General features: G+C 55.1%; 14 protein-coding genes. 9 read left to right on the plus strand and 5 right to left on the minus strand.

From position 1 onward, the window contains the following. The first annotated feature begins 7 nt into the window (after positions 1-7). From ACW9KT_RS11690 to ACW9KT_RS11700, 3 genes are all read left to right on the plus strand, one after another. Positions 8-1,690, plus strand: coding sequence for a sodium/sugar symporter (locus tag ACW9KT_RS11690; protein ID WP_457080538.1), 1,683 nt, complete (start codon positions 8-10; stop codon positions 1,688-1,690). Between the two features lie 327 nt (positions 1,691-2,017). Then, positions 2,018-4,117, plus strand: a complete 2,100-nt coding sequence (locus ACW9KT_RS11695) for an alpha-L-arabinofuranosidase C-terminal domain-containing protein (RefSeq protein ID WP_457080540.1) — start codon at positions 2,018-2,020, stop codon at positions 4,115-4,117. Between the two features lie 112 nt (positions 4,118-4,229). Further along, positions 4,230-6,071, plus strand: a complete 1,842-nt coding sequence (locus tag ACW9KT_RS11700; RefSeq protein WP_457080542.1) for an NPCBM/NEW2 domain-containing protein — start codon at positions 4,230-4,232, stop codon at positions 6,069-6,071. Between the two features lie 58 nt (positions 6,072-6,129). Here the strand turns inward: ACW9KT_RS11700 and ACW9KT_RS11705 are convergent, their stop codons facing one another. The 3 genes from ACW9KT_RS11705 to ACW9KT_RS11715 all read right to left on the minus strand — a co-directional run bounded on the left by ACW9KT_RS11705 (position 6,130) and on the right by ACW9KT_RS11715 (position 11,412). Next, a complete protein-coding gene (locus tag ACW9KT_RS11705) occupies positions 6,130-7,119 on the minus strand; it encodes a glycoside hydrolase family 43 protein (RefSeq protein ID WP_457080544.1) in 990 nt (329 codons plus the stop codon). An 84-nt stretch (positions 7,120-7,203) separates the two neighbouring features. Further along, complete coding sequence (locus ACW9KT_RS11710; RefSeq protein WP_457080545.1) at positions 7,204-10,050, minus strand: bifunctional transaldolase/phosoglucose isomerase; 2,847 nt, start codon at positions 10,048-10,050, stop codon at positions 7,204-7,206. 366 nt (positions 10,051-10,416) lie between these two features. After that, the gene (locus ACW9KT_RS11715) at positions 10,417-11,412 is read right to left on the minus strand and encodes a family 43 glycosylhydrolase (RefSeq protein ID WP_457080547.1); all 996 of its coding nucleotides are present in this window, start codon (positions 11,410-11,412) and stop codon (positions 10,417-10,419) included. Between the two features lie 147 nt (positions 11,413-11,559). Between ACW9KT_RS11715 and ACW9KT_RS11720 the strand changes: the two genes are divergently transcribed. The 3 genes from ACW9KT_RS11720 to ACW9KT_RS11730 are packed head-to-tail and all read left to right on the plus strand — an operon-like array spanning position 11,560 to position 15,289. Continuing rightward, the gene (locus ACW9KT_RS11720) at positions 11,560-12,618 is read left to right on the plus strand and encodes a LacI family DNA-binding transcriptional regulator (protein WP_457080549.1); all 1,059 of its coding nucleotides are present in this window, start codon (positions 11,560-11,562) and stop codon (positions 12,616-12,618) included. Positions 12,619-12,663: 45 nt separating this feature from the next. Further along, positions 12,664-13,377 carry a 3'-5' exonuclease gene (locus ACW9KT_RS11725; RefSeq protein WP_457080551.1) on the plus strand — a complete coding sequence of 238 codons (714 nt, stop codon included), beginning with the start codon at positions 12,664-12,666 and terminating at the stop codon, positions 13,375-13,377. Position 13,378: 1 nt separating this feature from the next. Beyond that, entirely contained in the window at positions 13,379-15,289 is a 1,911-nt protein-coding gene (locus ACW9KT_RS11730) for a DUF294 nucleotidyltransferase-like domain-containing protein (RefSeq protein ID WP_457080553.1), read from the plus strand. Positions 15,290-15,362: 73 nt separating this feature from the next. Here the strand turns inward: ACW9KT_RS11730 and fbaA are convergent, their stop codons facing one another. Together fbaA and ACW9KT_RS11740 are read right to left on the minus strand one after the other, a co-directional pair. Beyond that, positions 15,363-16,445: a class II fructose-bisphosphate aldolase gene (gene fbaA / locus ACW9KT_RS11735; RefSeq protein WP_457081087.1), complete on the minus strand. Its 1,083-nt coding sequence runs from the start codon at positions 16,443-16,445 to the stop codon at positions 15,363-15,365. Positions 16,446-16,612: 167 nt separating this feature from the next. After that, the gene (locus ACW9KT_RS11740; RefSeq protein ID WP_457080555.1) at positions 16,613-19,336 is read right to left on the minus strand and encodes an MGH1-like glycoside hydrolase domain-containing protein; all 2,724 of its coding nucleotides are present in this window, start codon (positions 19,334-19,336) and stop codon (positions 16,613-16,615) included. A gap of 309 nt (positions 19,337-19,645) precedes the next feature. On the opposite strand from ACW9KT_RS11740, the gene ACW9KT_RS11745 reads away from it, so the two are divergent. From ACW9KT_RS11745 to ACW9KT_RS11755, 3 genes are all read left to right on the plus strand, one after another. Then, positions 19,646-20,407 (plus strand): hypothetical protein, encoded by a 762-nt coding sequence (locus tag ACW9KT_RS11745; protein ID WP_457080556.1) that lies wholly within the window; start codon positions 19,646-19,648, stop codon positions 20,405-20,407. Positions 20,408-20,482: 75 nt separating this feature from the next. After that, positions 20,483-22,135, plus strand: coding sequence for an FAD-binding dehydrogenase (locus ACW9KT_RS11750; RefSeq protein ID WP_457080558.1), 1,653 nt, complete (start codon positions 20,483-20,485; stop codon positions 22,133-22,135). Between the two features lie 128 nt (positions 22,136-22,263). Beyond that, positions 22,264-23,559 (plus strand): rhamnogalacturonan acetylesterase, encoded by a 1,296-nt coding sequence (locus ACW9KT_RS11755; protein WP_457080560.1) that lies wholly within the window; start codon positions 22,264-22,266, stop codon positions 23,557-23,559. Positions 23,560-23,602 lie beyond the last annotated feature (43 nt).

The raw sequence follows: 23,602 nt of genomic DNA on the forward strand, positions 1-23,602 counted from the left end.
CTTTCAAATGAATCAGCTCGCAACGATTGACTACATCGTTTTCATTGTCTATTTCATCATTGTCGCCGGTTACGGCATCTGGATTTATCGTCGCAAGAACACGCACGATGGCACAATGGATGGCGACTCCAAGGATTACTTTCTCGCTGAAGGCTCCTTAACGTGGTGGGCTATTGGCTCCTCGCTGATTGCCTCCAACATTTCAGCTGAACAGTTTGTGGGCATGTCGGGCTCGGGTTTCAAGATGGGTCTGGCCATTGCCACCTACGAGTGGATGGCGTCCATCACGCTTATTATCGTGGCCGTGTTTTTCATTCCGGTATACCTGAAAAACAATATTGCCACGATGCCGCAGTTCCTGAGCCAGCGCTACAACAGCACGGTGGCCATGATTATGGCTATTTTCTGGCTCATGCTCTACGTAGTCGTTAACCTGACCTCAATTCTTTACTTGGGGGCCATTGCCATCAGCAGTATTTCGGGTTTCAACCTCACGTTGTGCATGTATCTGCTGGCTGTGTTCGCTATTTTCATCACACTGGGTGGTATGAAAGTAATTGGTTACACCGACGTAATTCAGGTATTCTTCCTGATTCTAGGTGGCTTGGCTACTACTTATTTGGCCCTGAATCTGGTGGCTGAGCATTATGGCACCACGGGCGTATTGAATGGCTTCACGCTGATGACCAACGAAGCCAACGACCACTTCCACATGATTTTCAACCGCGAAAACGAAAACTACCTTGACCTTCCGGGTCTGACGGTACTGCTCGGCGGCATGTGGATTGTAAACCTCAACTACTGGGGTTGCAACCAGTACATCACTCAGCGCGCCCTGGGTGCCGATTTACCTACCGCCCGTGCTGGTTTGCTGTTCGCGGCTTTCTTGAAAATGCTGATGCCCGTAATCGTAGTACTGCCAGGTATTGCCGCTTATGTTCTCTTCAAAGCCGACGTATTTGGCGCCGAGATGATGCAGGATGGCGAAGTCAACCCCGACCGCGCATATCCGGTACTGCTCAATATTCTGCCCGTAGGCCTCAAAGGCTTGTCTTTCGCGGCTCTTACGGCGGCGGTAGTAGCGTCCTTGGCCGGCAAAGCGAACAGTATTGCCACCATCTTCACCCTCGACGTGTACAAGAAGGTATTCAACGAGAATGCCTCGGAGAAGCAGCTGGTAACGGTGGGTAAAATTTCGGTAGTAGTAGCTATGATTCTGGGCGTGCTCATCGCGCCTTTCCTCGGTATTGATAAGAAAGGTGGCTTCCAGTACATTCAGGAGTACACGGGCTTCGTGTCGCCGGGCATCTTCGCGATGTTTATTTTGGGCTTCTTCTGGAAAAAAACTACTTCTACAGCGGCGCTTTTCGCGACTATCGGTGGCTTCCTGTTGTCGGTAATGCTTAAGTTCTTGCCCAATATCATGGACCTGTCTTTCCTGGCTCCTATCGGTTTTGCAGTACCAAATGCCGCAGGTGTGTATGAGATTCCTTTCCTCGACCGCATGGGTATTGTGTTCGTCCTCTGCATCATAGCTATGCTAATTATCAGCATTATCGAAACCAGTCGTGGCGTGAAAACCAACGGCCTGGAGGTTGACCGCAGCATGTTCAAAACTAACCGTAGCTTCGCTATCGGCTCCATCGTGGTGTTCGTTCTTATCACCACGCTCTACACGATCTACTGGTAATCTATAAAAGCCCCCCAGAGATATTCTGGGGGGCTTTTTTATTTCTCAACAGTTCAGGCCTCCCCAGAAATCTACTAAGTTGGCATTAAACCTCGCAAAAAAGAGGGGAAGATGCGCCGGCTTATGTATATTACTTCAACAGTACGTGAGGTGCGCAAACGAGAAGTCCCAATAAGTCAGTTTTAGCGCGAGATTCTCGTACGCAGCGCAGAATAAAGAGCCGCAAAATCACGCGTTACCAGCTTATTTCAGCTACATCGAATAGCTTGAACAGAGCAAAGTTTAGTTCTTAACTTTAATTATCTACTCCCACCTAAATACATATTCATGGGCACACTTTCTCATTCTTTTCGAGCACAATCGATTGTGTCGAGCTTAGCTTTGTTTGGGGCCTTAGTTGGCAATTCTGCCTCCGCCCAAAACGCTGCTTCTGCCAATACCATCACGGTACAGGTAAACAAGCCCGGCGCCCCCATCGCGAAGACGATGTACGGCTTGTTTTTCGAGGATATCAACTTCGCCGCTGATGGTGGCCTGTACCCGGAGTTGGTGAAGAACAAGTCGTTTGAAACCGACGACCGGCTGATCGGCTGGAAAGGTATCAAAGGCGCTTCGGCGCTGTCGACCTACGTGGTATCCAGTCAGCAGCCCATCAGCCCCACAAACAAGAACTTCCTGCGCATGACGGTGGCTACGGCCAGTCCCGATGCAGGCTTCGTGAACGAAGGCTTTCGGGGCATGGGCGTGAAACAGGGTGCTGAGTATACTTTCTCGGTGTACGCCCGGCGCGGCCCCGGCGAAATCAGCGCTATCAACGTAATCCTGGAAGAGCCGGGTGCGCAAGGCTCAGGTCCCGAGGCGCCAGCCTCGGGGCGGACACTGGCCCAAGCCCAGATTACGGGCCTGACGGGCGAGTGGAAAAAGTACACAGCCGTGATCAAACCCTCGGCTACGACTGCCAAGGCTCGTCTTAAAATAACCGTGGCGGGCACGGGTACTGTCGACCTAGACGTAGTTTCCTTGTATCCGAAGGACACCTGGAAAAACCGTGAGAACGGCCTGCGCACTGACCTTGTGCAACTATTGAAAGACATGAACCCCGGCTTCCTGCGCTTTCCGGGTGGCTGCATCGTGGAGGGCCGCACGCTTGCCGAGCGCTACCAGTGGAAAGAAACCATTGGCGACGTTGCCAATCGCACCCCGCTGATCAACCGCTGGAACACGGAGTTTAAGCACCGCTTCACGCCCGACTATTATCAGTCGTTTGGCCTGGGCTTCTATGAGTATTTCCAGCTGTCAGAAGATCTGGGTGCTGAGCCGCTCCCAATTTTAAATGTGGGCATGGCGTGCCAATTCAACTCTGCCGAGTTGGCTCCCATCACCGCCGCTGGTGGCCCCAGCGCTCCCGCCCACGACCACGCCAACGATGAGCCGGACTTGGATACCTTCATTCAGGATGCGCTCGATTTGATTGAGTTTGCTAATGGATCCGCTACGAGCACCTGGGGGGCAAAACGGGTAGCTATGGGCCATCCGGCGCCGTTCAACCTGAAGTACATTGGCATCGGCAACGAGCAGTGGGGCCCGCAGTACCTGGAGCGCTACGAGCCGTTTGCCAAAGCCGTGAAGGCCAAGTATCCGGCCATGAATATTGTGAGCAGCGCTGGTCCGTCGCCGGGAGGCGAATTGTTTGACAAAGCTTCGAAGCGTATGCGCGAGCTGAACGCTGAGCTCATCGACGAGCACTACTACGCCAAGCCCGAGTGGTTCCGCGAGAACGTAGGTCGCTACGACAACTACCCCCGCACGGGTCCGAAGATTTTTGCTGGTGAGTACGCCGCCCAGAGCGTGGCCATTGGCAGCCCCGACAACAAAAACAGTTGGGATTGCGCCATTTCTGAAGCCGCCTTTATGACCGGTCTGGAGCGCAACGCCGACGTGGTAACTATGGCTTCTTATGCTCCCCTACTTGCCCACGTGGATGCCTGGCAGTGGACGCCCGACATGATCTGGTTTGACAATCTGAAAGCGTATGGCACGCCCAACTACTACGTGCAGAAGATGTTCAGCACCAACCCCGGCACGACCATGCTACCCGTGCAGATGGGCAACAACGCCAAAAACGGCCAGGACAACCTCTTTGCCAGCGCCGTAGCCGACGACAAGGCCGGCGAGGTAATCGTGAAAATGGTAAACTACTCGGCCGAGCCCCGCACTGTAACCCTGAACCTGGCCGGCGCCAAGAAAATGGGCAAGACGGGCAAAGCCATTGTACTCGCTAGCAATGATCTAAAGGCAGTCAACAGCATCGACCAGCCCATGAACATTGCGCCGAAAGAAGAGAAATTCGCGGTAAAATCCTCGACAATTAGCTATACACTAGCGCCAAATTCCTTCACGGTGTTGCGCGTTCCTGGTAAGCGTTAAGCGACTTTATTAATTAGAAAGAATGGGTTGGAAAAGGAGCAGTTCTTTTTCCAGCCCATTTTTAGTTCTGAACAGACCTCCTACTCCCCGCCAGCATACTAAACCCGCATCCATGAAAGTAGCTACCCTCCTGCTAGCTCCAGCCTTGGTGCTGGCGGCAACTGCCCAGGCCCAAAAAACGCCCCCCAGAACCGACTTTCACCAGTGGGCCCTTACGCCACCAATGGGCTGGAACAGTTGGGACTGCTACGGCCCCACTGTGACCGAAGCCGAGGTAAAAGCCAACGCCGATTACATGGCCCAATATCTCAAGGCCAGCGGCTGGGAGTATGTGGTGGTGGATATCCGCTGGTACGTGGGCAACGACACGGCCCACGGCTACAACGAAAAGGACCCCGACTGGAACATCGATCAATATGGGCGCTTTGTGCCAGCAGTAAATCGGTTTCCCTCGGCGGCTAATGGGCAGGGGTTTAAGCCGCTAGCCGACTATATGCACAGTAAGGGGCTGAAGTTTGGTATTCACATCATGCGCGGCGTGCCCGTGGTGGCCGTGAACCGCAAGCTGCCGATTCTGGGCAGTAAGGCCACAGCAGCAGATATTTATTCGAAAGAAGGTCAGGCGGGGTGGTTGCGCGATATGTACACGGTAGTGGCGGGGCGGCCAGGAGCGCAGGAATACTATAACTCCCTATTTAAGATGTACGCGGACTGGGGCGTAGATTTCGTGAAGGTCGACGACCTCTCTTCCCCTTATCACGCGCCGGAAGTGGAGATGATTCGTAAGGCCATCGACTTATCGGGGCGGCGGATTGTGCTGAGCACCTCGCCGGGCGAAACGCCCATTGCCCAGGCTAAGCACGTGCAGCAGCACGCCAATATGTGGCGCACGGTGGGCGACTTCTGGGACAGTTGGGAGCAACTGAAGGAGCACTTTGAGGTTTGTAACCGCTGGGCGCCGTACAGTATGCCGGGCGCGTGGCCCGATGCTGATATGCTACCGCTGGGCCGCATCGGAATTCGCGCTGAGCGGGGCGACGACCGGATGTCGCGCTTCACCAAGGACGAGCAATACACACTTATGTCGCTGTGGTCGATTTTTCGCTCCCCGCTGATGTTTGGGGGCGACTTACCCAGCAATGACGCCTTTACGCTTTCCCTTTTAACCAACAAGAACGTGCTGGCCGTGCATAGCGGTAGCACCAATAACCGACAGCTTTTTCGCCAAAACGACCTTGTAGCCTGGGTAGCCGACGACCCCAAAACCGGCGACAAATTCCTGGCTTTGTTCAACGCCCAAGATCAGGAGCTAGCCTCGGAAAAAGAAGCCGCCTGGTCGAGTGGCCTGATTACGCGCGCCACGCCCGGCCAGAGCAAAACGGTGGATATTGACATCCGGGGGGCAAAAAAGCTGTACCTGAACGTGCGCAACGGCGGCGACGATATTGCCTGGGACCACGCCGACTGGCTAACGCCCACGCTGACTAACGGCAGCAAAACCGTTGCTCTAAGCACGCTGCCGTGGAAGCAAGCCTCCGCTGGTTGGGGCAAAGCCACCGTTAATAAAAGCGTATCAGGCGCCGACCTGATGGTGGGGGGCAAAAAGTACGCGGATGGCATCGGCACACACTCCAACTCCATGATTGAGTACGACTTGCCCGCTGGCTACACCCGTTTCAAAGCCACGGTGGGTCTCGACAACGCCGGCGCCGCGCAGAACACGGGCGGCACGGTGCAGTTTCTAGTATTCACCCAAAACCCCTACAAACCCACCCCACCCGATTCGACCCAGGTAACGGTGAGCTTGCAGCAACTCGGCTTCAGCTCCGCCTGCACGGTGCGCGACTTATGGTCGGGCAAGGAAGCCAGCACGTTTACGGGCAAATTTGCCCCCTACGTGCGGCGTCACGGCGCCAAGCTCTACCGCATATCGGCGGTACAAAAACCAAAATAACCCGGTGACCAATGGCCGCCGGGTTATTTTGGTTTTTGCTGGCTGTAGTAGAAATTATCTATTTAGCCTTGGCCGGCTTCACGCCTTCCGTTGTCATGACGATGCGCTTGATGGTGCCGTCTTTGTTGTAGTACAGGTTATCGATGCACACGGAGCGACGGAAACTGCCACCGTCGTTTTGCAGGCCGCCATTGTGGTAGATGAAGTATGATTGGCCTTTGAAGTCAATGATAGCCTGGTGGTTGGTGTTGGAGTTACCGGCTATTTCGTTCAAAATGCCTTTGTACTCCCAAGGTCCTTCGAGTTTGCGGCTCATGGCGTACACGATTTTTTCCGGAAAGCCCGAGGCGTAGGATAAGTAGTACCAGTCGCCGCGCTTATGAATCCAGGGGGCCTCGGTGAATTTAGGCAAGTCTATGGTTTGAATAGGACCATCCAGCTCAGTCATGTTGGGCTTTAGCTTGGCGTAGTAGCAGGCCGTGTTGCCCCAAAACAAGTAGGCCTGCCCTTTCTCATCGACCCAGACAGTAGGGTCAATATCGTCCCAAGTAATCGTGGCTTTGGTGGTCATGTCGTTGGTAATCAACGCTGAGCCGCGGGCATCCTTGAACGGCCCCAGCGGATTGTCGGCCACGGCTACCCCGATGGCTTTGCCCTTGATGGTGCCGTGCTCCACGGCCACGTACCAGTAAAACTTACCGTCGCGCTCCACCACCTGCGACGCCCATGCGTCTCCTTTAGCCCAGGCAAAATCCTTAACCGAGAGCGGCACCGAATGCTCGGTCCAGTTCACCATATCAGGCGACGAAAAGCAGAGCCACTCATTCATCACGTAGCGCTCCTGCCGCGGCGGCGCCTCATCGTGACCCGCGTAGATGTACACTTTATCCTTGTACACCAGCGCTGCCGGGTCGGCGGTGTACTTGTTTTTGATGATAGGATTGCCCCCGGGCGGATTCAATTCCGGCTTCACAATCGATTGTGCAGAAGAAGGCAAAAAAGCAGCTATGCTTAGGCAAGCTGCCGCAACTGTTACGTGTACTTTCATGCGAATAATTGATAAAAGTGAAGATGAAAGCGCAGAAACTCAACAGCCTGCTCGCTACTTGTGAGCAGGCTGTTGAGTTTATCCTTACGCCTCTTGTACGCTTAGCGGTGCGGTAGCTAGCGCTGCCAGCATCGTTTGTATTCCCTGTTCAGTATTGGCTCCGAGGTGCACGCGCAGGTTGCGGCGGTCAAATGATTGCAGAGCTTCCAAATCACCTTGCGCCTGCGCATTCATAAACGTACCGAACGTGTACGAGCGGCCGGGCAGCGGCAAGTCCTGAGGATGATCAGCGGTGAACTGCACAAACAAGCCCGTGTTGGGGCCACCCTTGTGGTACTGCCCCGTGGAGTGCAGGAAGCGCGGCCCGTAGCCCGAAGTGGTAGCCAAGTGCAATTGCTCCTGCACCTGATTGCGCAGCTGCTGCAGGCTCTCATTCAGCGTCGGCGACTCCGTCAGGTAAGCTTGCAGATTGAGGAAATCTCCAGGCTTAGCTTGAGCGAAGAAGTTTTGTAGCACTTCAGCGGCATCATTGCCACTCACGGCCGCGTAGTAAGACACGCCGTTTTCGGTCACTTTAGGCTCTTCTTTCTGCGGAATCTTACCCTCCTGCTCTACCACCTTCATTAGGCGGTCGGTGGCAGTTTTGGCGGCCTGCACGTTGGGCTGGTCGAAGGGATTGATGCCGAACACGGCGCTGGCAACGGCCGTGGCTACTTCCCAACGATAGAATTCGGCCCCCAGATCTAGGGCGTCATTCATCAGAATGGTAATCACGGGGTGGCCGGCTTGCTGTAAGGTTTGCAGCTTGCTTTGGTTGGCCTCGTCAGCTTCGTTTTGGTAGCCCACGTACACGAATACCCGGTCGTGGCCGTACAGGCTGGGCTCGCGCAGGGGCTCGCCGGCTACGGGCAGAATGCCTTTGCCTTCCTTGCCCGTACTCTCGGCCAGCAATTGCTCCAGCCACAAGCCCAGATCGCTCAGCGACTCGGGCACGATCAGCGTGAGCTTGTCGCGGCCTTGCTCGGCCAATACGCCCAGGGCCACGCCTAACTCCAAGCCTGGATTTTGTCCCCCCGCGCTGCCATAAGCGCCGCAAGCACGCATCATTCCGATGGCGCGGGTTAGCAATTCGCCGATGCTCAGGCCATACAAAGCAGCCGGCACCAATCCGAAGTAAGTGAGCGCCGAAAAACGCCCTCCAACCTCCGGGAAGTTCAGGAAAATGCGGCGGTAGCCTTGCTCCGTAGCCGAGGTCACGAACTTAGAGCCAGGGTCAGTAATGGCCACGAAGTTTTCGCCGGCCTTGTCACCTTTGATTTGTTTTACGCGGTCATAGAAATAGTCACCGAAAGCCAGCGGTTCAGCCGTCGTGCCCGATTTACTGGCTACAATAAACAGCGTTTCGGCGAGCGGAATCGACTCTTCGATCTGGCGCACGGTGCCGGGATCAGTGGTATCTAGCACCGACATTGGCAAGCCGTTTTCGCCCATCGGGAACGACTCTTTGAATACGATAGGCGCCATCGTGCTGCCGCCCATGCCCATCACCACCACATGCTTGAAGCCAGCGGCTTTCACCTCATGCACAAACTGCTCGATTTCGGGCACGGCCTGTACCATGGTTTCGGCCACGCGTAGCCAGCCCATAAAGCTGCGAATGCTCTCCTGCGCTTCCGCATCTTGGGTCCAAAGCGTAGCCTCTTTTTGCCAGAAGCCTTCTGTAAAATTCTTGGCGTTAAACTCCTGAATCTTAGCATCAACCGCCGCTTGTGATTCACCTAGCTGCATGCTGGTGGGAGTCACGGTAATGGCTTGCGCCTCCTGCCGCTTCTTCTCCAACGACTCCATCAGCTTACCGAAAGGCTCGTTGAATTTCTTGGCGCCATCGACTTCCAGGTGGTTGGTTAATTCCTCCAGATTGAGGCCTAGTTCAGGCAGGCGGCGCAGCACTTCCTGGGCTTGCTCAATGCCTTCTTCCAAATGGTCGGCGGGCTGGCCTTTTTCGCGGAAAATATCCAGCGTTTCTACTGGCACAGTGTTCACCGTGCGCGGGCCAATAAGGTTGGTGATATACTTGAGGTCGTCGTACTTGGGGTTTTTGTTGCCGGTACTGGCCCACAGCAAGCGCTGGGTATTAGCACCCTTGGCTTGCAACGCCTCCCAACGCGGACCGGCAAATATTTCCTTATAGATCTGATACGCCTGCTTGGCGCTGGCCAGCGCCACTTCGCCCACCATCGACTGCGCCAACTCGCCTTTCTCGCCACCTTCGGCCGCGATTTTTTCCAGCATCGGGTCAATTAGCACGTCGATGCGGCTGAGGAAGAAGCTGGCTACAGAAGCGATTTTGTCAATCGGCTGCCCAGCTTTTACGCGGTCTTCGAGGCCAGCCATGTATGCTTCGGCAACCAGTTTATAGCGCTCCAAACCAAAGATCAGCGTCACGTTGACGTTGATGCCTTCGGCAATGAGGCGGCGAATGGCGGGCAGACCTTCCAGCGTTGCGGGCACCTTAATCATCACATTAGGGCGGTCCACGGTTTTCCAGAAGCGAATGCCTTCCTCAATCGTGCCTTCCGTGTCGTTGACCAGGGCCGGCGATACTTCCAAGCTCACGTACCCGTCGCCGGAGTTGTCGTGGCTTTCATACACGGGCCTAAACAAGTCGCAAGCATGCTGCACATCGGCAACGGCTAGCTCGGTGTAGATTTCATCTACCGACTTGTTCTGCAACGCCAGGCTGCGAATGGCCGCGTCGTAGTCGTCGCTGCCGCCAATGGCCTTCTCGAAAATGGCCGGATTGGAAGTTACGCCGCGCAAGGCTTCATCGGTGATGCGCCGCTGTAACTCGCCATTAATCAGAATTTTGCGCCGAATAAAGTCAAGCCAAATGCTTTGGTCAAACTCGCGAATTGCTACTAATGGATTCATGCGAAAGATGGTTTTATGAGCGTAGAGGTTTCTAACTAGAAGCGGCTGAAGATAAATGCCCCCAGCACACGAAGGGTTTACGTAGTTATTCGTGAAAACGAAATAGAAAAAAATAGCTGGACAAATTGCACCCTTATATATAAAGAGCGCTTTTTTATTGGAATAGACTTTACAAAAAAGCCCCCAGACGCTCCTTTCTCAGCAATTGCTCAACAAAGCTTACTATGCTTGTTCAACTGAACCATCATGGAAAGCAGATTGCTAATCACGCTTTCTAAGCGAATTCAATCTACAATAATTCACAATCGTTTGTGTAAAGAACACAAAAAATCATCTGCGGATTAACTTTACAAAGCCGTCAGTTGCTTACTTTTTCTCGGGCGTAGGCCACCCGTCTTTATCCCAGGCTAGCTTTTCCATCCGCAACTTTGAGCGGCCTTTGTCGGCTGCATCATAGCCGTGAAAAACCAGAAAATCTTGCTTATCAAAAGTGTAGACGGAGTTATGACCCACTCCGAACCAATCCTTATTGCCCTCCATTACCAGCGTGCCTCCACCTTGCTCTAAGCCTACTCCCGCCTTATCTACGTACGGCCCGATCAGTTCTTTAGCCCGACCAACCACCATTTTGTAGGTGCTTTGTGGTCCGCGGCAGCAGTAATCAAACGAAGTGAATAGGTAATAGTAATCGCCCTTTTTGAAAATAAACGGCGCTTCAATTGCCGCGTCGCCGGGCATGGAATCGGTAAGTTCGGCGCTGCGGGGACGGCTGGCAATGGTACGCCATTGCTCCGGCTCCGCTACGCCAGTCAGGTCGTCGCGCAGCTTTACTAGCTTGATTCCGTTCCAGAAAGAGCCAAAGCTAAGCCACGGTTTGCCGGCCGTGTCGCGGGCTAGGTTGGGGTCGATGGCGTTCCACATATCCCGGCCCGGCACCGACTGCACCACCTTGCCTTTATCGACCCATTTATAGTCGGGCGAGGCTGGATTCAAGGTTTTATTCGTGGCTACTCCGATGCAGGAAGTGTTCTTGCCGAAGGCCGAAATGGAGTAATACAGGTAGTATTGGCCATTTTGAAAGGAAATATCGGGTGCCCAGATGTGATTGTTCTTGAAACCCGGCACGGCCTTCACAGCCCACTCTGGCGCTTTGTCAAACACGGGTTTCTCAGGCTTCCACTGCTGCCGGTTTTTCGACGACCATACGGCAATGCCCGGCCCCGTGCAGAACATATAGTATGTGTCGCCCTGCTGAATCATAACGGGGTCGTGGGCCGGTACCAACTCCTTATTTGCTTGTGTTTGGGCTTGCGCCCACGGTGCAGTTGCTAGTAGCAGACAGAGGTAGAGAAGTTTTTTCATAGAGGCAGCTGAATTACATAAACGATTGTGTAATTTATGCTAAATAAGTAAAATTGTGCATATCCGTTGTTAGCTGTTAGCTTACATCGCCAAGCACGGATTCAATAGTAGGCAGAAACCTACCCGTCGCGTCACAGAAGCGTATTTATGAACTTACCCAAGAAAAAGACGACGGAAGTATCCGACAGCCCAGTATCGATGGCCGATCTGGCGAAGGAGCTGGGGGTTTCGATGACCACCGTCTCACGCGCCCTTAGCGACCATTACAGCATCGGACCAGCCACGAAGCAAAAAGTACTGAAGCTGGCTAAAAAGCTCAATTATCAGCCCAACCAAATGGCGGCGGCTTTGCGCAAGGGCAAAAGCAAGCTCATTGGCGTCATTGTGCCTTACATTGAAGGCCGATTTTTCCCGTCGGTAGTACACGGCATCGAAACGGCGGCCCGCAAGGCTGGTTTCAGCGTTATCATTTGTCAATCGAACGAAGATGTAGCGCACGAGCGCAAGAACATTGAAACCCTGCTTAATGCGCAAGTAGCGGGCATTCTGGTGTCGTTGTCGCGCAATACCCGCGATTTTAAGCATTTTGAGAAAGTACAGAAGCGAGGGGTACCGCTCGTGTTTTTCGACCGGATTCTGGAAGGTGACAATGTGAACGCCGTGGTACTCAACGACCGGGAAGGCGCCTTCCAAATCACTCGCCACCTGCTGGAGCAAGGCTGCCAACGCGTGGCGCACTTCGCTGGTCCTCAGCACCTGAACATTTACAAAAACCGGCGCCAGGGCTACCTCGACGCCCTCCGCAGCTCAAATCTGCCCCTCGATGAAGAGCTAATTGTGTATTCGGATATGACCTTGGAGCAAGGCACGGAGGGCATGAAGCAGCTCTTGGCCCTGCCGAACCCTCCGGATGGTGTTTTTGCGGCCGGCGACTCGTCTATTCTAGGAGCCTTGCAGCTGCTAAAAAGCCGCGGCATTCGGGTGCCTCAGGATATTGCGCTGGCCGGCTTTAGCAACGAGGGTTTCACCGCCATCACCGAACCTATGCTGACGTCGGTGGACCAGCGGTGTGAGGAAATGGGCCAGGCTACCGTGCGCATGTTTATGGAGCTGATGGAGGCGAAGGGTGCGCCTTTTTACCAGCGTCAAGTGGTACTGCAACCACAGCTGTTCATTCGGGAGTCGTCGTTGCACGCAGGGAAGTAGTAGATTTGCCCCCAGGCTCCTGCTCCATTTGAAAGCAGATTAGACGTGCGAGAATTTCTGCTTTTTGTCGACACCGAAACTTCCGGCATCCCGCAGGACTGGACGAAGCCGTATTCGAGCCGCGACAATTGGCCGCATATCGCGCAGCTAGCGTGGGTGGTGTACACGCGTGATGGGCAGGAAGTGAAGGCAGAAAACCACTACATTCTGCCCAGCGATTACGATATGAGTCCGGCGTCAACCACCATTCATGGCCTGACGCTGGATTTTCTGCGTGCAAAAGGCAAGCCCCGGCACGAGGTAATGCACCGCCTGTTCGAAGACTTACGGCAGTATCAGCCGTTGGTGGTGGGGCACTTTATGCAGCTCGATTACCACATGATGGGCGTGGGCTTTTACCGGGCTGGCCTCGATAATCCGCTGAGCGAGCTGCCGACGTTTTGCACCATGATTGCCTCCTCTAGCTTTATGCAACCTGTGGGTCAGGTTAGGCGGGGATTGCGGCTGAATGAGCTGCACCAACGTCTATTTAATGCCCCCATGGAGCGGGAGCACGATGCTTTGACCGATGCGTATGTTACGGCCCGCTGCTTTTTTGCGCTGTGGAAAAGTGGTGATATCAACGACCAAATTATCAAGGACCAACGCCCCTTAGGTGAGCCCGGAAAGACGGTTTCGCGGCGTTGGCGGCCTTCTCTTACTCACTTTATCGTATTGTTGGCCTTAGCTGCCTTAGTCGCCTTGCTACTTTTCTTCTGACATGACCGACCGCCTGGAGTTTCTTAAAACGGTAACGCCTTTCAATTGTCTGCCCGACGATGTGCTGCTGGAAGTAGCTGAGCTGCTGGAGGAAGTGACGCACCCCAAGGAAACAGTTATCTACCTGCAGGATGTAACGAAGCTACGAGGCATCGATTTGGTGGCGGCGGGCGAGTACGAGACGTTTTTCTACGATAGCCAGCAGAACAAGCGCCTGGTCGAAATTTGCCCCCCAGGCTCCTGCTACGGGGGCGTATCGGTGCTGCTGAACAAGAAGAGGTCGTTACGCACAGTCATTGCGCGCAAGGGCACGCGGATTTACTTCCTGCACCGCCGCGACTTTCGTGCCTTATGCCAGGCCTACGAAGACTTTTTCCAGTACTTCACTCACCGGTATGGGCAGCAGATGCTTAACCCTGAGTACGCCCACTTTCTGCGGCCCGATCATAAGGTTGGGGGGCAAAATTACATTGCCTCCGACCAGCTCTACTCCCGCCGCCTGGAAACCGTGGAGCTGCGCGACATTGTGGCCTGCGCGGGCAGCACCCCCATCCATGAAGTAGCCCGCCGCATGGCCGCCGCGCGCACCAGCTGCTACTTCGTAACGGACGAGGAGCCAGAAGCCAACATTATAGGCTACGTAACCGACATCACCCTGCGCGACAAAGTAGTGGCTGGCCTGCTCGATGCGCATCAGCCCGTAACTGACATTCTAGATGCGCCTGTAGTTAGCATCGACAACCAAGCTTTTGTATATGAGGCCGTGCTGCTGATGTTCAGGACCAAAACCCGCTATTTGCTAGTGCGAAAAGCGGGCGAATATATTGGCTTTATCAGCCGCAATAAGTTACTCAGCGACCAGGCGCAGTCGCCGTTTGTGTTTATTCAGGCCGTGAAGCAAACGCTGTCGGTAGCTGCGTTGAAGCGACGCTGGGAGCAGGTGCCCAACATGGTGTACCAACTGCTGGATCGAGGCGTGAAGCCGGAAATCGTGAACCAGATTATTTCCAGCGTGTCGGATACCATTGCGCTGAAGGTGATTGAGGGCGTGATTCAGGAGCAGGGGCCGCCACCCGCCAGGTTCGCGTTTATGGTGCTAGGCAGCGAAGGGCGCAAAGAGCAAACCCTGCTCACCGACCAGGATAACGCCATTATTTACGAAGACAAAGCCAACGAGCAGCGCGAAGCGGTACGCGAGTACTTTCTGGAGTTTGCCCGAATCGTGTCGGAACGCCTCAATAACATTGGTTTCTCGTTTTGCGAAGGCGGCCTGATGGCCATGAACCCTAAGTGGACGCATTCACTCTCGCATTGGAAGCGCAACTACACGGCCTGGATGACGGAGTCGAACCAGGAGACAGTAATGAAATTCTCCAGCTTTTTCGACTGCCGCTACCTCTACGGAGAAGAGAGCTTGGTGACGGAGCTACAAGACCACCTGCGCACGGAGTTGCAGGGCCCGCTCGATCGGTTTTTGTATTACATGGCCAACAACGCCTTGCAATACGAGCCGCCCCTGACGTTTTTCCGCAACATCCGCACCTTCACCCAGGGCTCTCAGCAGGTCTTTGACCTCAAGAAAACCATGACGCCCATCGTGGACTTAGTGCGCGTTTATGCACTGCGTCACCACATTTTCACCACAAATACCGGCGAGCGGATGGGCCTGCTTTGTGAGCAAAATGTGTTTACTAACAAGGAATACCAGGAGTTGCTGCACGCCTACTATTACCTGATGGGCCTGCGCCTCAAAAAGCAAGCTCGCCAAATCATCGACGACCGCGCCGCGCCTACCAACTACCTCGACCCACGCACGCTCACGCAAGTAGAGCAGGTAACGCTGAAGGAAACCTTCAAAGTGATTTCCGATTTTCAGCTGAAAATCAGAGTCAGCTTTACGAAGACTTTATAAAAATTTTAAACCAAAAAAGGCCCCCAGAAATGTTTCTGGGGGCCTTTTTTGGTTTAAGGTCAATGGCTATAGACTAAGGACGACGATTAACGGCATTCAAATCTTCAAACGCCTGCTTTAGACGTGCTACGAAGGTTTCTTCACCTTTGCGCAACCACACGCGGGGGTCGTAGTGCTTCTTGTTGGGCGAGTCGGGGCCGTCGGGGTTGCCGATCTGGCCTTGCAGGTAGCCTTCGTTCTTCACGTAGTTGTTCTTAATGCCTTCCCAGAACGCCCACTGCAAATCTGTGTCGATGTTCATCTTGATGGCACCGTAGCTGATGGCTTCGCGAATTTCCTCTTGGCTGGAGCCGGAGCCGCCGTGGAAGACGAAGTCGATGGGCAAAGACTCAGTGATGTTGTGCTTCTGGCGCAGAAACTCCTGCGAGTTGTGCAGAATCTTAGGTTGCAGCTTCACGTTGCCGGGCTTGTACACACCATGCACGTTGCCGAACGCCGCCGCAATGGTAAAGCGGGGGCTAATGTCGCTCAGCTGCTCATAGGCGTAGGCTACTTCCTCGGGCTGGGTGTAGAGCTTGGAGCTATCTACGTCAGTGTTATCGACACCGTCTTCCTCGCCGCCGGTTACGCCTAGCTCGATTTCCAGGGTCATCCCGATTTTGCTCATGCGCTCCAAGTAGCGCTTGCAAATTTCGATATTCTCCTCGATTGGCTCCTCCGACAAATCCAGCATGTGGGAGCTGTAGAGTGGCTGCCCGTACTGCGCGAAATGCTTCTCGCCGGCTTCTAGCAAGCCATCAATCCAGGGAAGGAGTTTTTTGGCGGCGTGGTCGGTGTGCAGCACAACGGGCACATCGTAGAGCTCGGCCATGAGGTGCACGTGCTGAGCGCCCGAAATGCCCCCCGCGATGCTGGCGCGCTGGTCGCCGTTGGGCACCGACTTGCCCGCAAAGAACTGAGCGCCGCCATTGGAAAACTGAATCATAACTGGCGAATTCACCGCCTTGGCCGCTTCCAGCACCGCGTTTACCGTGTTGGTACCCGTCACGTTTACGGCCGGCATGGCGTAGGCATTGGCCTTCGCGTGCCGAAAAAGAGCTTGGATTTCGTCGCCGTAAAGTACGCCGGCACGCAGTGCGGTAAGTTGGTCAGTCATCATAAGTAGTTAGGATAAGAGCAAAAAAGGGATGTGGAAAGTAGGTTCGGCAATTTCCAACAATTTACCGACGAACCAAACTCATCTGTATAGTGAGGTGAATGGTGAATTAGTAAATGGTGAGCTTTCTATTCTTGTTGCGCACGTCGAATGACAGCCTCACCATTTCACAATTTCGCTACCTCACCACCAACCCGCGTCAGGCGCAGGTAATCCAGCATGGCTTGGTTTACCTCGCCGCTCATGTTTTCGTTGGCGGGCTCAAAGGCCAGCGTTAGCGTCTGGGGGCCTTTTTCCAGGCGCACCAGCACCGAGTTGGAGAAGCCCCAGTTCGACCACTCGCCTACCCCGCGCTGGGGCAGCACGATAGTGCCGAGCTGCTGCTGACCCCGGCGCAGCGTGCGAATCGCGCACTTGTTTTCGGTGTTGATAGGGCCGTTGCCATTTGAGTAGCGGAAATCAATAGCGTACAGGCCGGCTTCCGGCACCGTCACGGGTATAGTCAGGAGCTTGTTTGTGGTCTTGTTGATTTCTACGAAGCCTTCGCCCGTGAAACCTTTATACGCCTGGCTTGCTTTCGGCGCTACTGTTTCGAGCTGCACCTGCTGGCTGAACTTCTCTCCGTTCACGACCAGCGGCTCGCTGGCAAACGACTCGAAACCCGCCGCATCTAGCGCCACGATTTGATACTCGGCGTAGGCGGTAGCATCTACCGTTACCTGCGTTTCCTTGGTGATGCTGAGCTGCTGGCCGTTTTTCAGAATGCGGTAGGTGGTTACGCCCTGTTGCGCCGGCCAGCTAAGGCGGTTGTTGGTGAACGTAACTTCGGGCGTTTGGGGGGAGAATCGGTTGGCTACCTGGGTTACCGTGGCGGTCTGGGGGGCATTTTCGGCGAGCACGATGCGCACCTTGTGGCGGCCGGTGAGCGTAGCCGGGACAGTGGCGTTAGCCAAGGGCTTTTCATCCAAAGTAATGGTCTTGATTTCGTTGCCGGAGCCTTCCATGTCAATATCGAGCACGGCGCCGCGGTACTTGAAGTTTGCTAGCTGGCGCGGGCCGGCAAACGCTTGCGGCACGAAGGGCCGAAACACGAGCTTATCGGCCTGAAAATCCATTCCAAACAAGACCTTGTACACCAGGCTCAGGCTGCCCGACAAGCTCCAGAGCATGTTGCTGGAGTTGATTTGGGTGCCGGCAAAGTCGCCGTTTTCGGCCACGAAGTTTTCCTTGTTAGTCAGAAACAGCGCGGCGGGTCGGTAGATGGCGGCCATGCTCTCGGTCACCGACGCGTCGTTGCCGACTTTGGCCCCGGCCAGCGCCCAGTAGCTCTGCACGAAGGGCCACACGCCGTTGTTGTGGTAAGGCGGAATGCCGGGAATCTGGGGATAAATGCAGCTGATGCCGAAGGCCGTGGTGGGCGTTTTCTGCACTATCGTGCGGGCACGCTCCTCATCGGCTACGCCAAACAACACGCTCAGCGCCTCCCCTAGCGCTTCCGCCCGCGGCGACAATATTTTTTGCGTGCGACCATACAGAAACTGGCCGTAATAACCCTTATCTGCCTGCCACAGATACTTGTTCATGCCCTGCTTTATCTGCTGGGCCAGTTGCTGATGCTTGGTAGCCACGGCCGTTTCGCCAAGCAATTGCGCCATCTGCGCCAGCACGACATTGGCGTGAAAATGCACCGCGTTAGTGCCCAGCGTCTCCGACTCATAAATGTCCACCGGCTGCATCCACTTCGGGTAGGTTTGCTCACGCCAATCCAGAAACGACGATTCGCCGCGCACCATGCCCGTCTGCGAGTTGTACGCGTTCTGCACATCGTCGTCAATCGACTTTTTGATGATGGGATACACCGTGCGCAGCCACTCCTGGTCGCCAGTCACGGTGTAGATTTCCCAAGCAGCCGTGGCCCAAATCATGCGGTCGGTGGAGCACGGATAAGCGCCGCCCGTGCCCGTATCCTGAATAATGCGCCCGTCCTTCGACACCTTGCGCATGAGGCTTTTCTTGGCTACTTCGGGTTGGAGCGTAGCCATCGACAGGATAATGCTGTAGCTGATGTCGCGGGTCCAGACGCCGGCCCACTCCTTACCCGTGCGGAAAGTGCTATCTGGCTCCACGGCCCGGCGCGCTTCTTCCAGCGCCAGGTTGTAGAGCGCATCGGCAATTGGGTAGGCCGACGTGTACTGCGGAAAATCATCGGTCTTGATCGACTTTTCCCACTGCCCGGCGGTGGTTTTGGCCGCCTGGGGGGCATTTAGCGTGAGCGTGGCTTCATAAATACCGTTGCCATCGGGGTCTTTCAGTTCCAGCTCGGGCTTGTTCACGAGGTTGTCGAAGTCCCAGCTCAGCGGGGCCGTGTTACCGGCCACAAACACCTTTTTGAAGTCCTCCTTGTAAATCTTCTCACCTTTGAATGTGGTGTAGAAGCCCTGCTGCTTGAACGCGTCCAGCACGGGCCGCATATCCAACCGAATTTTCAGCGGAGTGTTAGGAACCAAATAAGTGTTGGCCGGCACAGGCGCGGCATCAACGTAGCGCTGCCCGAAGGTAATGACTGGTGGTGCGGCTCCTCCTGCGGCCACAAAGCGGTGGTCCTGGCCCGGCGCTAGCTCGTTGTCCTTGCCATTTATACTAAACTTAAACATGATTTCCGGGCTCTGAAACGCGTTGGCCGGGCTCTGGTAATTCGACGTGAGGGAAGTAGCCGACTGCACGCGGGCTACGTGCTTGCCCTGCACCACGCTGTCGCGGTACACAGCGTACGCTTCCGATTTCCACACGGGCTCGGAGCCGTCGGCCGCACCGGTTTTTTGCTGCATCTGACAGGAGCTTAAAAGAGAAGTAGCAAGCACAAAGCTCGCGGAGAAGGATAAATGCTTCATACTGGCAAAAGAAGAACGAGGCGGCCTGAACGGGGCCTGCTGACAGCAGGCTTATCCAGTGCGGCACCACGGGTGGGAAAGCGAAAGATAGAGCAGTTTCAGTAGCTACGCAGCCCTTCGGGGTTTTATCTGTCGGCTACGTGGTCTTACTCAAACGTAATTAGGTATGACAACAGCAACCGAATGAGTAGAGGTTACTTCCTATTTCACCTGTAAATTCTGCAAGATATCGAGCCCAACTGTTAGCAGCCTGCTTGCGCTTTGCTTACATTAGGACTGTACTTCTATTATCTGTTATCTATACTCGTTATGGCCCGCATCCTACCCCAACACTATGGCCTCGTCCTGCTACTCGCTTGCTCCCTGAGCTTAGGCACCAGTGCATTTGCCCAGAAGAAGCCCTTGCCAGGTTACGTCGTCACCATGGGTGGCGACACGTTGCTGGGGGCCATTAATCCCACCGACCCAGTGACGCAGCAGTATCAAGTAGAGTTTGTTCCACTACAGGGCACCAAGTGGCTTTCGCTGGACGGCTATCAGCTTAGCTCCTACACGTATTACAAGGATCTGGATACGGTGCGCTTCATTTCCCTATCGTTTATGCAAGCCGGTAGTACTACCCCGAGGCGTGGTTTTTTGCAGCAGGTAGTAGGCGGTGAAGCCCAACTATTCTACTATAATTCGTCGTTTAAATTACAGTCATTCGAGAACCATACAACTGTTCCTAGTTACTCTACTATTACCCGTTTTAGCCCTAATAATTACGGTTTTAGCAATTGGTATAGGTATACATACAGCTCTGCCCCACCCAACGCGAAGTATCCGGCGTTTAGTCCGCTGAAACGGCGCGGATTTGGCCGTAACCCCGCCCGTACCCTTGTCATTTATCGAGGAACTAAGAGCCACTTGACTCAGGTCAGCACTTGGAAATTTCCCGAGGATGCTGTGGCTTATTTCAGCGACTGTCCGGAGCTGGTTGCCGACTTGAAAGCCGGCCGTTATCGGTATCGTGACATTCCCCAGATAGTTCGGCGCTATAACGGCTGGCATCTTACGCGCAAAGCGCCTTGAGTTGTTTATAGCCCGCTACACTCTGCAGATTTAGCTCTATCAGTCACCACTTTTTTTTTCGCTTATTGCTCTTGAATGGAGGCTGATGTACTTGTAATCGGGGCCGGACTGGCCGGATTAGTAGCCGCGGCCGAGCTGGCTGACGCCGGCAAAAAAGTATTCCTGCTTGACCAGGAGCCCGAGCAGAGCCTGGGCGGACAAGCGTTCTGGTCGCTGGGGGGCCTTTTTCTGGTCGACTCGCCAGAGCAGCGCCGCATGGGCATCCGCGATTCCCACGCTCTAGCCTTGGAAGACTGGCTCGGCACTGCCGCCTTCGACCGTCCCGAGGACAAGTGGCCCCTCCGCTGGGCCAAAGCCTATGTAGACTTTGCGGCCGGCGAAAAGCGCTCTTGGCTTTACCAGCAGGGTATGCGGTTTTTCCCGGTGGTGGGCTGGGCAGAGCGGGGCGGCTACGGGGCTGTGGGGCACGGCAATTCCGTACCACGCTTCCACGTGACTTGGGGTACCGGACCAGGCGTGATGGCCCCCTTCGAGCGCCGCGTGCGCGAGGCTGTGAAGAGTGGCCTCATTACATTCAAGTTTCGCCATCAGGTAGAAGAGCTGCTGCTGACTGATGGCATCGTGACGGGCGTGCGGGGGGCAATTCTGGAGCCCAGCGATGTGCTACGCGGCGAGAAAAGCTCCCGCCTAGCCGTGGGTGATTTCCTATTTACAGCTCAGGCCACCATCGTGACGGCAGGTGGTATTGGCGCCAACCACGACTTAGTGCGCCAAAACTGGCCCTCTCGCCTGGGCCCGCCACCCAAAAGCATGCTCTCCGGCGTGCCGGCCCACGTTGATGGCCTGATGCTGGGCATTAGCGAAGCGGCTGGGGGGCATTTAATCAACAAGGACCGTATGTGGCACTACCCCGAGGGCATCCAAAACTGGAACCCCATCTGGCCCAACCACGGCATCCGTATTCTGCCGGGTCCGTCCTCACTCTGGCTCGATGCCCACGGCAACCGCTTGCCCGTGCCCCTCTTCCCCGGCTTCGACTCCCTGGGCACGCTGCGCCACCTGCGCCAGACGGGCTACGACTACAGTTGGTTTATCCTGACGCAGAAAATTCTGCGCAAAGAGTTTGCCCTCTCCGGCTCGGAGCAAAATCCCGATCTGACCAACAAAGATTGGCGCCAGACTCTGGGCCGGGCTTTTGGCAAAGCGGCGCCCGCACCCGTCGAAGCTTTCAAAAAGCACGGCGTCGATTTTGTCGTTAAAAACAACCTCGCCGACCTAGTGCAAGGCATGAATGCCCTCACCGGCGAACCCCTCATCGACTTAGCTTCTTTGGAGCGCGAAATAAAAGCCCGCGACCGGCAGCTCGCCAATAAGTTCAGTAAAGACGCCCAGATCACGGCCATCCGCGGCGCCCGCAACTACCTCGGTGACAAGCTGATTCGCACAGCCCCGCCCCACGCCCTCCTCAACCCCGCAGCCGGCCCGCTCATAGCCGTTCGCCTGCACGTGATTACCCGCAAAACCCTGGGCGGCCTGGAAACTGACTTATCAGCGCGGGTGCTGAACGCGGATGGCAACCCAGTGCCTGGCTTGTACGCGGCGGGCGAAGTGGCTGGCTTTGGGGGCGGCGGCATGCACGGTTACCGCGCCTTGGAAGGCACTTTCCTGGGTGGTTGCATCTTCTCGGGGCGCGTGGCCGGGCGGGCCGCGGCGCAAGCCATCGGCTGAGGCTACCCGACAGTACAGGTAAGCTAGCTGCGCGGGGGCGTTTACATTTAGTTCGTCGGCAAACTACCAGCGCTGCCGCCCGCCTCTGCATGAACTACAGCCGCATTTTTTTAGTCTGCTTTTGCAGCTTGTTTTTGGCTGCCGGCGCTACCGCGCAGTCCGTCAAAACCAGCTTCAAGTTTGACTTCGGCGCAGGCAAAACGGCGCCCGGCTACACCGCCGTTTTGCCCACAGCTACTTACTCACCAACCACGGGCTACGGCTTCGATTTTGGCACCACTGTTACCGCCGTTGACCAGGGCGGAAAGGATGCGCTCAAAGGCGACTTCGTCACCAGCGACAAGCCATTCTACTTCTCCGCCAATCTGCCTGAGGGCAACTACAACGTAACCCTTACACTCGGCGATGCCAAGGGCCGCTCCTCTACCTCCGTGAAGGCGGAATCGCGCCGCTTATTGCTGGAAAAGACAGAAACCGCGCCGGGCAAATTTTCCACTCGCACCTTTACTATCAACATTAAAAGCCGGCAGATTCTGGGGGGCAATACTGTGGCTTTGAAACCGCGAGAACTGACCAAGCTTGATTGGGACAACAAGCTAACGCTGGAATTCAACGGCGCCGCTACTTGCCTGAATGCGCTGGAGATAACGCCTGCCCCAACGGCTGTCAGCATTTTTCTGGCTGGCAACTCCACTGTTGTTAATCAGGAGGAAGAGCCTTGGGCCTCGTGGGGGCAGATGCTACCGCGGTTTTTGAAGCCTGGCGTGGCTGTGGCCAACCACGCCGAATCGGGCTTGAGCTTAGGCAGCTTCCAAGGCTCCCGGCGCCTGGAAAAAGTACTGAGCGTGATGAAGCCCGGTGACTATCTATTTATTGAGTTTGGGCATAATGATCAGAAGGAAAAAGGCCCCCAAGATGGCGCCTACAACTCCTACACCGAGCGCCTTAAGCTGTTCGTAGCAGAAGCCAAAAAGAAGGGAGGGATTCCTGTCATTCTCACCTCCACCAGCCGCCGTTCATTCGGCCCCAATGGCAAGATTGAGAACAGCCTCGGTGACTACCCCGAAGCGGCCCGCCAAGTTGCCCGCGCCGAAAACGTTGCCCTGATTGACCTCACTGCTATGACCCAAACGCTCTACGAAACGATAGGCGTAGAGGAGTCGAAAAAAGCATTTGTGCATTACCCGGCTAACACCTATCCAGGTCAGGAGCAAGCCTTAGCCGATAACACTCATTTCAGTTCTTATGGCGCCTACCAGATTGCCAAGTGTGTGGTGGAAGGCATCAAAGCCAATAAACTAGGCCTAGTGAAGTTTCTCAGAAATGACACTGCACCCTTCTCCCCTACCAAACCCGATGCGCTGGCTGCCTGGCAGTGGGCCGAAAGTCCGCGTACTGACGCTGTGAAACCTGATGGCAATTAGCATGATAAGATACGGCTTGGTTTGCTTGTTATTACTACTGCTT

The sequence above is a fragment of the Hymenobacter sp. HD11105 genome (assembly GCF_054051685.1).

What these genes read in the sequence shown, in the direction of transcription:
- ACW9KT_RS11715 (WP_457080547.1), bottom strand. Translation starts at nt 11,412, where the DNA reads ATGAAAAAACTTCTCTACCTCTGTCTGCTACTAGCAACTGCACCGTGG.
- ACW9KT_RS11750 (WP_457080558.1), top strand. Translation starts at nt 20,483, where the DNA reads ATGGAGGCTGATGTACTTGTAATCGGGGCCGGACTGGCCGGATTAGTA.
- ACW9KT_RS11710 (WP_457080545.1), bottom strand. Translation starts at nt 10,050, where the DNA reads ATGAATCCATTAGTAGCAATTCGCGAGTTTGACCAAAGCATTTGGCTT.
- ACW9KT_RS11705 (WP_457080544.1), bottom strand. Translation starts at nt 7,119, where the DNA reads ATGAAAGTACACGTAACAGTTGCGGCAGCTTGCCTAAGCATAGCTGCT.
- ACW9KT_RS11720 (WP_457080549.1), top strand. Translation starts at nt 11,560, where the DNA reads ATGAACTTACCCAAGAAAAAGACGACGGAAGTATCCGACAGCCCAGTA.
- ACW9KT_RS11695 (WP_457080540.1), top strand. Translation starts at nt 2,018, where the DNA reads ATGGGCACACTTTCTCATTCTTTTCGAGCACAATCGATTGTGTCGAGC.
- ACW9KT_RS11700 (WP_457080542.1), top strand. Translation starts at nt 4,230, where the DNA reads ATGAAAGTAGCTACCCTCCTGCTAGCTCCAGCCTTGGTGCTGGCGGCA.
- ACW9KT_RS11730 (WP_457080553.1), top strand. Translation starts at nt 13,379, where the DNA reads ATGACCGACCGCCTGGAGTTTCTTAAAACGGTAACGCCTTTCAATTGT.
- fbaA (WP_457081087.1), bottom strand. Translation starts at nt 16,445, where the DNA reads ATGACTGACCAACTTACCGCACTGCGTGCCGGCGTACTTTACGGCGAC.
- ACW9KT_RS11745 (WP_457080556.1), top strand. Translation starts at nt 19,646, where the DNA reads ATGGCCCGCATCCTACCCCAACACTATGGCCTCGTCCTGCTACTCGCT.
- ACW9KT_RS11740 (WP_457080555.1), bottom strand. Translation starts at nt 19,336, where the DNA reads ATGAAGCATTTATCCTTCTCCGCGAGCTTTGTGCTTGCTACTTCTCTT.
- ACW9KT_RS11690 (WP_457080538.1), top strand. Translation starts at nt 8, where the DNA reads ATGAATCAGCTCGCAACGATTGACTACATCGTTTTCATTGTCTATTTC.